Raw genomic sequence first — 9912 nt, forward strand, 5'->3', positions numbered from 1 at the left:
CTGCATAACTAGTTATGGAAGGTTGATGTTGTGGTGCGGGGTATAAGAAAATCGCTCGCGGCGGTATGCGTCGCGGCGGCCGTCATGGTCGGAATCGTGGCCTGCGGCAGCGATGACGACGGGGGTGCGTCCCAGGAGGGGGGCACCGCGGCGGCGGCCGGGTTCCCGGTCACGATCAAGCATGCGTTCGGATCGACGACCATTCCCGCGGAGCCGAAGAAAATCATCGCGCTGAGCTACGAGGAGGACACGCTCGCGGCGCTCGGAATCACGCCGATCGCCTACGGTCAGAACCCCGACAAGCCGGACGGCGACTTCCCCTGGCTCGAGGGCAGGATCGACCTCGCGGACAGCACGGCGCTCGACACCAGCGGCGACCTCAACCTCGAGCAGATCGCCGCACTCGATCCCGACCTGATCCTCGCGACGAACTTCTACGGGCTGGCGGACTACTACGACCGCCTCAGCGAGATCGCGCCGACCGTCGCCTACGAGACCGACGCCGGTATCTCGACCTGGCAGGACGTGAGCACGGTGATCGGGAAGGCGGTTGGTCGTGAGGCCGACGTCGCGAAGGCGATCGAAGCCACCGAGAAGATCGTCTCCGACGCGGCCGCGGAGCTGCCCGGGCTGGCGGGCAAGACGTTCAGCTACAGCTACTACTACGAGTCCAACGGGCTCGCCGTGATCGACGACCCGGAGACGATCTCCATCCAGCTCTACGGCCAGCTCGGGATGAAGCTGTCGCCGCGGGTCACCGCGAGCGTCGTCGACCGCGCGCTGAGCATGGAGAAGATCGGTGAGCTCGACGCCGACTTCATGATGATCGGCTTCGCGACCGACGAACTGCGCACCGAGATGAAGGCCAACGAGCTGTACACGAGGATCCCGGCGGTCGTGGACGGCCGGGCGCAGGAGGTCGACGCCTTCACGGCGGGGGCGGTCAACAACCCGACCATTCTGAACATCCCCTGGCAGCTCGAGCAGCTCAAGCCCACCCTGGCCAAGGTCGCGGCGGCGGGCTGACCAGTCGGGATCACGTCCGGGCGAGCCGGGTGACGCGCGCACGCCGCGCGTCACCCGGCTCGTCGCCGATCGTCGTCGCCGCCAGCGTCAGCAGCGGTGCCGGTGCCGTCGGCGGCGGCGAGCCCCGGCCGCTACGGCTGCCGGGTAAGGTAACCGCCCATCGTGGTGAAGTACTCCGTCGCCGGCAGCTCGCGTCCGTCGTCGGTGCGGACCGTCCGGACCAGCAGCCCGTGGCTGCGGCCGCGCCGCGCCTCGGCGCCGGCCACGATGACGACCCCGTCACCCTCCCGGATGAAGATCCGTCCGGGAGTGCCGCCGTAGATGCCCTTCGACACCTCCGCGGAGACGATCCGCAGCCGCTCGCCGTTGCGGTACGTGTAGGCGTTGGGGTACGGGTCGCACTGGGCGCGGACGAGCCGGTCGAGCTCCTCGGCCGTCCAGGTCCAGTCGATGAGGCTGTCCACGGGCGACCGCTTGTGGAAGAAGCTCGCCTTCGAGCGGTCCTGCTTCGCCCACTCGGTGCGCCCGGACGCCATCAGCTCCAGGCCCTCCACAGCCATCGGGCCGAACAGGGCCAGGGTGCGGTGGAACAGGTCGGCCGTCGTGTCGCGCGGGCCGACCCGCACCCGCCGCTGCAGGACGACGTCACCGGCGTCGAGGACGTCGGTCATCATGTGCGCGGTCACGCCCACCTCAGGCTCGCCGTTGATGAGCGCCCAGATCAGCGGCGCGAACCCGGCATAGGCCGGCAGCAGCGAGTCGTGGATGTTCAGCGTTCCCAGCCGGGGCAGGTTGAAAATCTGCGGCGGAATCCAGGTGCGCCAGTTCGTGGCGACGATGACGTCGGGGTCGGCCGCCTTGAGCAGCGACATCAGATCCTCGTCATCGGGGCGGTTCCGGATCGCCACCGGCACGCCGGCCTCGGTGGCGAGATCGGCGACCGAGTCGTCCCAGATCTTCTCGTAATCGCCTTCGCCCTTTTCGTGCGTGACGACGAGAGTGACGTCATTGTCGGAGTCGAGCAGCGCCTGCAGTGTTCGATGTCCCCAGGTCTGATATCCGAACATTACAACGCGCATGTCGATGCTTCTCCTCTGATCGGCGCTTCGTGCGGTTATTTCTCTGGAACACTGCTTCATGGTGGATGCGCCGATCGGCCGGTCGCGCTCTCGAAACCGGGCAGGTCAAGGGCGGGGATGTCGCGGGATTCGCCGGTGACGTCAGGTGTCGGCCGCCGGTTTCCCCGGATACGCCGCGCCGCCGGCTCGCGTGGAATCCGACCCGTCGGCGGGCTGGCGGGCGACCGCCCCCGGAATACCGGAGCCCGGCCCGGAGCCCGGCCCTCGCGCGGCGACGGTGCCGCCGGCCGGAAAGCGGCGCGGTGGCCGAGCCTTTCCGATCAGCGGACTCCTCGTGCTTCGGGGTTCACGCGGGCCGAGCGGAAGCCCGCTCGCGACATGACCGTCGGACGCTTAAGTGAGGCTTACCTATGTTGTGATGTTCCGCGGCGCATGTCAAGCGAATCGGACATGCACGGACCCGAATCGCGTCGTCAGGGCGCATCCCGACGGCCCGACCCCGCACCCGGAGCGAACAACGCCCGAACCGCACCACGGCGGCCGGCGGTCACCGGCCGGTTCGCGGACCGTCGACCTGACCTACCTGACCGGGCGGCCGGTGCCGGCCGTGATCAGGCGCCGCCGCCGGGGGGCGTGGGGACGACCTGGGTGGGCGTGGGCCCAGCGCCGGTCGGCGAGACCTCCGTCGGCGGTGTGGTCGCGGGTGCCGACGACGCCGGCGCGGTGGTCACCGGTGGTGTTGTCGGCCCCGCCGTGGGAGTCGTCTCGGGCGGATCGGTCTCCGCCGGCGGGGGCGGAGGCGTCGGAGTGGTCGTCCGCCGTGCCCGGGGCGTGTAGGCCGGCCGGTCCGGCGTCTGAACCGGCTCGGTGACGACCACGTCGGTGGTCGGCAGCGGGTCCGGTGTCCGCGGGGCGAACGACGGCGAGGGAGACGTGCCCTCCGCGCTGGTGCCGTCGGAGTCGCCCCCGTTGCCGGTGAACAGCAGGGTGAGCGCGACAGCGAGACCCGCCAGCATCGCCACCGCCGCGCCGGCGACGATCGCGATCGTCGGCGGCCGACCCTTGCGGGCCGATCCGCGGGGGGCGTCGCCGCGGTGGTCGCCGCGCCCCGCGGCCGGTGCCCGGTGCGAGACACCGCCCCCGCGACCGGCGCGTTCGCCGTCCCGGTCCAGCGAGAGCAGGCCGGCGGCCATGTTGGCGTCGTCCTGGTCGAACATGTCGACGGCCGCGGCGAGCGCGCCGATCTGGGTGATGTCGTCGTGCGGGCCAGTGCTCGCCACACCCGGCCCGGTCACCGGCGCGTGCCCGACGGCCGTCAGATCGTCGCCCGGGGTCGACAGGTCCGCCCGCGGCGGCAGGGGCGTCATCTCCCGGCCCGGCATCAGCCGGTCGGTCACCCCGATGTCGCCGCTCGGCGCCGGCTGGCGGTCGGTCGGCGGCAGCGACGACGGGGCCAGGTTCTCCAGGCCGTCGTCCGATGACGGTTCGTCCGCAGCTGGTTCGGACTGGCGGCTGCGCGGATTCGTGACGACCGCCGGGACGGGCGTGGCGTTGCGTGCGATGGGGGTCAGCCGGCGGCGGATCTCGTCGACGTCCGGGCGCAGCTCGGCGGGACGGTCGAGCAGGTCGGTGAGCAGCCCGCGCAGCGGCCCGGCGAGCCGGAACGGCCGCCGCCGGCCCTCCACCACGGCGCTCAGCACCGCGTAGGTCTCCGGGCCCTCGAAAGGCGGGCAGCCCTCGACCGCCGAGTAGAGCGTCGCGCCGAGGCCCCACAGGTCGCTCGCGGGCGTGCCCGAGGAGCCGCGCACCCGCTCCGGGGCGATGTAGGCCGGCGAGCCGACGAGCGCGCCCGTCCCGGTCAGGGTGACGTCGCCCTCGGTCGCGGCGATGCCGAAGTCGGTGAGGCGGACCCGGTTGTCCCGGCCGAGCAGGACGTTGCCCGGCTTCACGTCGCGGTGCAGCACCCCGGCCGAGTGGGCGGCGGCGAGTGCGTCGGCCAGTGCCAGCCCGATCGCGGCGACCTGGTCGAACGGCAGCGGGCCGTGGTTCTTGATGGTGTCGCCGAGGCTGTCCGCGTCGACGAGCTCCATGACGATCCAGTGCCGCTCGTGCTCCTCGACGACGTCGAAGACCGAGACGATGGCCGGGCTGTGCAGCCGGGCCAGCGCACGCGCCTCGCGCAGCACCCGGGCCCGGATGGCGTCCCGTTCCGCCTGCGCGCCCGCCATCGGCACGAGGATTTCCTTGATTGCGACTGGCCGCTGGAGCAGCTCGTCCTCGCCGCACCACACAACGCCAGCGCCACCGCGCCCGATAGGTGTGTCGAGGCGGTAGCGCTGCGCTACGTAGCGGGGTGTGCCGTGCCGAGAGGTGTCGGGGGGCACGCTCGCCGATCTGGCCATCGAGTCAAGTCTGACAGACGAATTGACTGGACCGGACGCAACCCCGTCGGCCGCCGGACCCGTCAGGCCGGCAACCGGCCCTGAGGCTCCTCATGAGGCCGGCCTGAAGGTCGCGAAGAGCTGTCGCATGAGCGGCTGATCCGCCTCCCACAGCTCCTCGGCCGTGTACCAGTACAGAGCGTATCCATGCCCGTTTCGCACCGCGCCACGGTTGAGCACATGCACCGTCCCCCCACCGGAGGCATAGGTGAACTCCCAGTCGGCCTGTGTCGCGCCGTCCGCCCCGTCACCTGGTTCGATCCGTACCCGCCGGTAGTCCCGCACTCGATCCCGGAAGCTGATTTCGTTCGTGCGCCAGTCCTCAATGGCGGAGGTGTTCGCACTCGCGATGCTCCCGATGCGCAAGAACGTACCAGTAGCCGGATCCACGAAGTCCGTATTCCCCTCGCCCCCGGGTCCGGGCCGCCGCTGCCAGCGCGACGGGTAGGCAATCGACCAGCCCGTCGGATCGACGTAGGAGACCCAGCCCGGAGGCGCCGTGACCGGCTCCGAATTCGACGCGACCAGGTCTCCAGCCTGGACTGCCGCGGCTTCCTGGTCAGCCTGGACGGTCGGGCGCGGCCCGGCGCCGGCCGGCTCCGCACCGTCGTCACCCCCGCCGAACACCAGGACGGCGGCGACGACCGCAAGCGCGATCACGACGACGGACGCGACGAGGATCACAGTCAGGCGACGTCCGCGGCTGTGCGTAACGGCGCTCGCCCCGTCCGGACGTCCCAGCACCCCACCCGGGTGCCGCCGCTCCTCCGGCTGGCGTTCGGAGGGCGGGCGGAACAGGTTCTGCCCACTCGTCGGCGGCTCCTGCTCCGGCTCCCGCCGCGGAGGGGCGGCGGCGCGGGGTGCGCTCGGCGGACCCGCGGAGATCCCCGGACCGGAATCGCCGGAGGCCGTGGACCTGCCCGGCCGGGAGAACAACGCCGCGGCCGCCGAGTACCGGCGCCCCACAGCGGACGTCGGTTCCGCGGCGGTGCCGGGCGTTCCCGTGGCGTCGGGCGTACTCCTCGTCCCGGCTGTCCCGGTGGCCTTGGCTGTCCCGATGGCCGTGGTGGCGGCCGGTTCGGTCGAGTCCTGGGATGTCCGCGCCCGCGCCGGGATGCCGCCGAGTGCCCGCATGCGGTCGACCGGTCGCAGCCGCTCAGCGCCCCGGGAACGCTCAACCGTCGCGCCCCGCCGCCGCTCCATCGCCCGGAGCCGCTCCAGCCGACGGGTCAACCGCGGGTGCGCACCAGCCGTTCCCGACTGTCTCGCCGTTCCCGCCGGCCGTGCGTCGCTCGTCGCCGGGTCGCCTGCCCCGACCCGGCTCGCCGTGGGTTCGACGGCCGCCGAGTCCGGTGTCGGGGAGCCGGCCTCCTCCGCGGCGATGACCGCCGCGCTGTCTGTACCGATGTCGGTGCGGGTGTCATTGTCCGCGTCGGCCCGGGTGTTGCCCGTGCTCGCCGGCGACGTCCGGGTCAGCACGGTTCCGTCCGGCGATGCCTCGGCCAGCACGGTGTCGTCCGCCAGCACCCCGCCGGGCACGGTGTCATTCGGCGGCGCCTCGCCGGGCAGGGCGCCGGGCAGGGTGTCGTCTGATGGTGTCTCGCCGGGCAGGGCGTCGTCCGACAGTGGGTCGCCGGGCACGGTGTCGTCTGACAGTGCCTCGCCGGGCACGGTGTCGTCCGGCGGTGCCTCGCTGGGCGCCGCGTTCATCAGCACGGTGCCGGCCAGCCCCGGGGCGGCTGGCGGTGGGCCGGCGGGTGCGCCGCCGGCCGGTGCCGTCGTCGTGCCCGTGAGCAGCGCGGTCAGGTCCGCGCCGCCGTCCTCCGGGGACGAGTGGTCGTCGGACGTTTCGTCGTCCTCCGCCATGGCGTTGTGCGTCTCACCGGCGCGCGCGCCGGCGGTCGCCGGTCCACCGAGGACGGACTCGCCGAGGACGGTGGTCTCGTCGGGCCCGGCATACTGGCTGACCACGGTGTCCTGGTCGGCCGGGGATGCGCCGCCCGTGGATGCTCCGCCCGCGGTGAACGTGTCACCGCCGTCCGCCGCGAACCCGGCCGGGATCGGGGCCGTCGGAGGCCCGGGGGCAACGGGTGTGGGGGCCGCGGGTGTGCCCGACGTCGGAGTGATCGCCGTTACCGCGGGCCGGGATGGTCGGCTGCGGGCCCGGGAGGGCCGGGTGTCCCCGCCGCGTTCGAGGATGTCGCGCAGCCGCGAGCGCACCGTCGCCAGACTCGGCCGGCGTGCCTGGTGGGTGGCCATGAGATCGTCGATCACGGGTGCGAGCCGCCCGGCGGCGCGGAACGGCCGGCGCCGGCTCTGCACCACCGCGGCGAGAATGGAGATCGGGTCGTTCCCGGGGAACGGGGAGACCCCCTCGACGCTGGTGAACAGCGTGGCGCCCAGCCCCCACCGGTCGCTGGCGGCCGTTCCGGCGTCGCCGCGGGCCCGCTCGGGTGCCAGGTAGGCCGGGGAGCCGAGAACCATCCCGGTGCTGGTCAGTCGAGGGTCGCCATGGCTGACGGCGATCCCGAAGTCGGTGAGCCGGGCGCGTTCGTCCGCTGTCACCAGGACGTTGCTCGGCTTCACGTCACGGTGCACGATGCCCAGGCGGTGGGCGGCCTCCAGCGCGTAGGCGAGGCTGATGCCGATGCGGCAGACCTCGCCGACCCCGAGCCGCCCGCGCTCCTCGATGATCGCCGACAGGGACCGCCCGTCGACGAATTCCATGACGATCCAGGGCAGGTCGCCCTCGGCGATGACGTCCAGGACCGCGACCGCGCCGGGATGATGCAGCCGGCCGGCGGCGCGCGCCTCCCGCAGCACCCGCTCCCGCGCGAGCTCCCGCTCCCCCTCGCTGCCGTCGGTGGGGAGCCGGACCTCCTTGACGGCGACCTGCCGGCCGAGCAGCTCGTCGGTGGCCCGGTGCACGACACCGAAGCCGCCCTGACCGATCACCCCGTCGAGCCGGTACCGACGCCCGACGAGAGCTCGTGGACCGGCTGGACCGCGATCGCCCCGGCGCTCGCCTGACATCGGTTGTCCTCTCCGCTCAGCGTTGACGATTCCATGGGATCACATCCGGTCGGCTCACCGGCAGTGGGGCATGCTGGTCGGGGCCGGTGCCGACGGGCCGTGTGGACCTGGTCCGTGGGCTCGGTGTGACTCGGTGCCGCTGGGTAGCGACGTGGCGCATCCGGGCAGGCAGCCTGGAGGGAAGACGAACCGTCCGGGAGGGAACGTGGACGACAGCGGCTGGGAGCACCTGCGCGGCGAGGCGGTGCGGGTGGCGCGGCACGCCTACGCGCCCTACTCCGGCCTGCGGGTCGGTGCGGCGGCGATGGTCGACGACGGTCGGGTCGTCGTCGGCTGCAACGTGGAGAACGCCTCCTACGGGCTCACACTGTGCGCTGAATGTGGTCTTGTCTCGGCGCTGCGGGCCAGCGGTGGTGGCCGGCTGGTCGCCTTCGCCTGTGTGGACGGCACGGGCGTGCCGCTCGCGCCGTGCGGTCGCTGCCGCCAGCTTCTCCACGAGCACGGAGGTCCCGAGCTCGAACTGGCGACCGCGGACGGAATCCGTACCCTGGGCGAGCTCCTGCCCGGCGCCTTCGGCCCGGCGGACCTGCCGCCCGCGGCGGAGCGGGCACCTGCGGCGGAGCGCGGAGCATGAGCGCTGATGCCCCCGGCAGCGGTCACGGCGGTCCTGCCGCGTCCCACGACGTCGTCGACCTCATCCGGGCCAAGCGCGACGGGGCGGCGCTGCCGGCGGACGCGGTCGCCTGGCTCATCGACGCCTACACCCACGGCCGGGTCGCCGACGAGCAGATGTCCGCCTACCTGATGGCCGTGGTCTGGCGCGGCATGGCCCCCGACGAGCTGGATCACTGGACGGCGGCGATGATCGCCAGCGGCGAACGGCTGGACCTGTCCGGCCTGACCCGCCCGACGGTCGACAAGCATTCCACCGGCGGGGTCGGGGACAAGGTCTCGCTGGTCCTCGCCCCGCTGGTGGCCGCGTGCGGAGCGGCCGTCCCGCAGCTGTCCGGCCGGGGGCTCGGGCACACCGGCGGGACGCTCGACAAAATGGAGGCCATCCCCGGCTGGCGCGCGGATCTCGACCCGGACACCATGCGTGCCGTGCTGGCGGACGTCGGCGCCGTCATCTGCGCCGCCGGCCCCGGCCTGGCTCCCGCGGACCGCAGGCTGTACGCCCTGCGCGACGTCACCGGCACGGTCGAGTCCATCCCGCTGATCGCCTCCTCGATCATGAGCAAGAAGATCGCCGAGGGGACGTCCGCGCTGGTCCTGGACGTCAAGGTCGGCACCGGCGCCTTCATGACCTCACTCGCCGACGCCCGCGAGCTCGCGCGGACGATGGTCGGCCTGGGCACCCGCGCCGGGGTGCGCACCGAGGCCCTGCTCACCGCGATGGACACCCCGCTGGGCCGCACCGCGGGCAACGGCCCCGAGGTGACCGAGGCGGTCGAGACCCTGCGCGGGGCGGGCCCGTCGGACCTCGTCGAGGTCACCGTCGCCCTCGCCCGCGTGATGCTGGACATCGTCGGCCTCAGCGGTGGTTCCGGTGCCGGGCCGGATCCGGCGGAGGTCCTGGCCTCCGGAGCGGCATACGACGTGTGGCGCGCGATGGTCGCCGCCCAGGGCGGCGACCCGGACGCCCCACTGCCGAGCGCCACGTTCACCCGCACCGTCCCCGCTCCGGCGGACGGCTACCTGAGCCGCCTCGACGCCCGTGCCCTGGGCATCGCCGCCTGGCGCCTGGGCGCGGGGCGCGCGCGGAAGGAAGATCCCGTCTCGGCGGCGGCGGGACTGCGGTGGCATGCGACGGTGGGGGAGCAGGTCCAGGCCGGCGCCTCCCTGATCGAGCTCTACTCCGACGACGAGGCGACCTTCCCCCGGGCACTCGCCGCACTCGCGGACGCCGTCTCGGTCACCGACGAACCGCCCGCTCCCACCCCACTGGTCCTCGACCACATCCGCTGACCCGCGCTCCGCCCCGCGCTGCTGATCCGCGCCCCGCGCCGCTGATCCGCGCCCCGCGCCGCTGATCCGCGCCCCGCGCCGCTGATCCGCGCGACTGCCCCGCGCACCGAGCCCGACCTCTGGCCCAGGACCGCCAGCTGTCTTGCTTGCCAGAAAGCGTCCCGCCATCCGCCGGCTTTCAACCCTCTGGTTTTCCGTCGCCCCGCCCCCACCGGCTCGAGTCGCCCGAAGTGTGGCGGGTGAGTGAGTCCATAGACTCATTCACCCGCCACACACCATTTTGGTGTGTATGGATTGTTTCTATTTGGGTTATTTGTGAATCTGCTGGGTGGCTGGTGAACCGCGGTGCGCTGGGATGTGTGGGCGAC

General features: G+C 72.7%; 6 protein-coding genes. 3 read left to right on the forward strand and 3 right to left on the reverse strand.

Going from position 1 to position 9912, the window contains the following annotated elements; genetic code table 11:
* Nucleotides 1-30 precede the first annotated feature (30 nt).
* Complete coding sequence (locus FMEAI12_RS29990) at nt 31-1026, forward strand: iron-siderophore ABC transporter substrate-binding protein (protein ID WP_235014797.1); 996 nt, start codon at nt 31-33, stop codon at nt 1024-1026.
* Nucleotides 1027-1157: 131 nt separating this feature from the next.
* Here FMEAI12_RS29990 and FMEAI12_RS29995 read toward each other — a convergent pair whose 3' ends face one another.
* The 3 genes from FMEAI12_RS29995 to FMEAI12_RS30005 form a co-directional block, all read right to left on the reverse strand.
* Nucleotides 1158-2105 (reverse strand): methionyl-tRNA formyltransferase, encoded by a 948-nt coding sequence (locus FMEAI12_RS29995; protein ID WP_112108676.1) that lies wholly within the window; start codon nt 2103-2105, stop codon nt 1158-1160.
* Nucleotides 2106-2716: 611 nt separating this feature from the next.
* The gene (locus FMEAI12_RS30000; RefSeq protein ID WP_112108677.1) at nt 2717-4507 is read right to left on the reverse strand and encodes a serine/threonine-protein kinase; all 1791 of its coding nucleotides are present in this window, start codon (nt 4505-4507) and stop codon (nt 2717-2719) included.
* A gap of 90 nt (nt 4508-4597) precedes the next feature.
* Nucleotides 4598-7579 carry a serine/threonine protein kinase gene (locus tag FMEAI12_RS30005; protein WP_112108678.1) on the reverse strand — a complete coding sequence of 994 codons (2982 nt, stop codon included), beginning with the start codon at nt 7577-7579 and terminating at the stop codon, nt 4598-4600.
* Nucleotides 7580-7784: 205 nt separating this feature from the next.
* On the opposite strand from FMEAI12_RS30005, the gene FMEAI12_RS30010 reads away from it, so the two are divergent.
* Together FMEAI12_RS30010 and FMEAI12_RS30015 are read left to right on the forward strand one after the other, a co-directional pair.
* The gene (locus FMEAI12_RS30010) at nt 7785-8213 is read left to right on the forward strand and encodes a cytidine deaminase (protein WP_112108679.1); all 429 of its coding nucleotides are present in this window, start codon (nt 7785-7787) and stop codon (nt 8211-8213) included.
* Complete coding sequence (locus tag FMEAI12_RS30015) at nt 8210-9544, forward strand: thymidine phosphorylase (protein WP_112108680.1); 1335 nt, start codon at nt 8210-8212, stop codon at nt 9542-9544. The genes FMEAI12_RS30010 and FMEAI12_RS30015 overlap by 4 nt, the downstream gene beginning before the upstream one ends.
* The last annotated feature ends 368 nt before the right edge of the window (nt 9545-9912 follow it).

Source organism: Parafrankia sp. Ea1.12 (assembly GCF_900465275.1).
Taxonomy (GTDB): Bacteria; Actinomycetota; Actinomycetes; order Frankiales; family Frankiaceae; genus Parafrankia; species Parafrankia soli.

What these genes read in the sequence shown, in the direction of transcription:
- FMEAI12_RS29995 (WP_112108676.1), bottom strand. Translation starts at nt 2,105, where the DNA reads ATGCGCGTTGTAATGTTCGGATATCAGACCTGGGGACATCGAACACTG.
- FMEAI12_RS30015 (WP_112108680.1), top strand. Translation starts at nt 8,210, where the DNA reads ATGAGCGCTGATGCCCCCGGCAGCGGTCACGGCGGTCCTGCCGCGTCC.
- FMEAI12_RS30000 (WP_112108677.1), bottom strand. Translation starts at nt 4,507, where the DNA reads ATGGCCAGATCGGCGAGCGTGCCCCCCGACACCTCTCGGCACGGCACA.
- FMEAI12_RS30005 (WP_112108678.1), bottom strand. Translation starts at nt 7,579, where the DNA reads ATGTCAGGCGAGCGCCGGGGCGATCGCGGTCCAGCCGGTCCACGAGCT.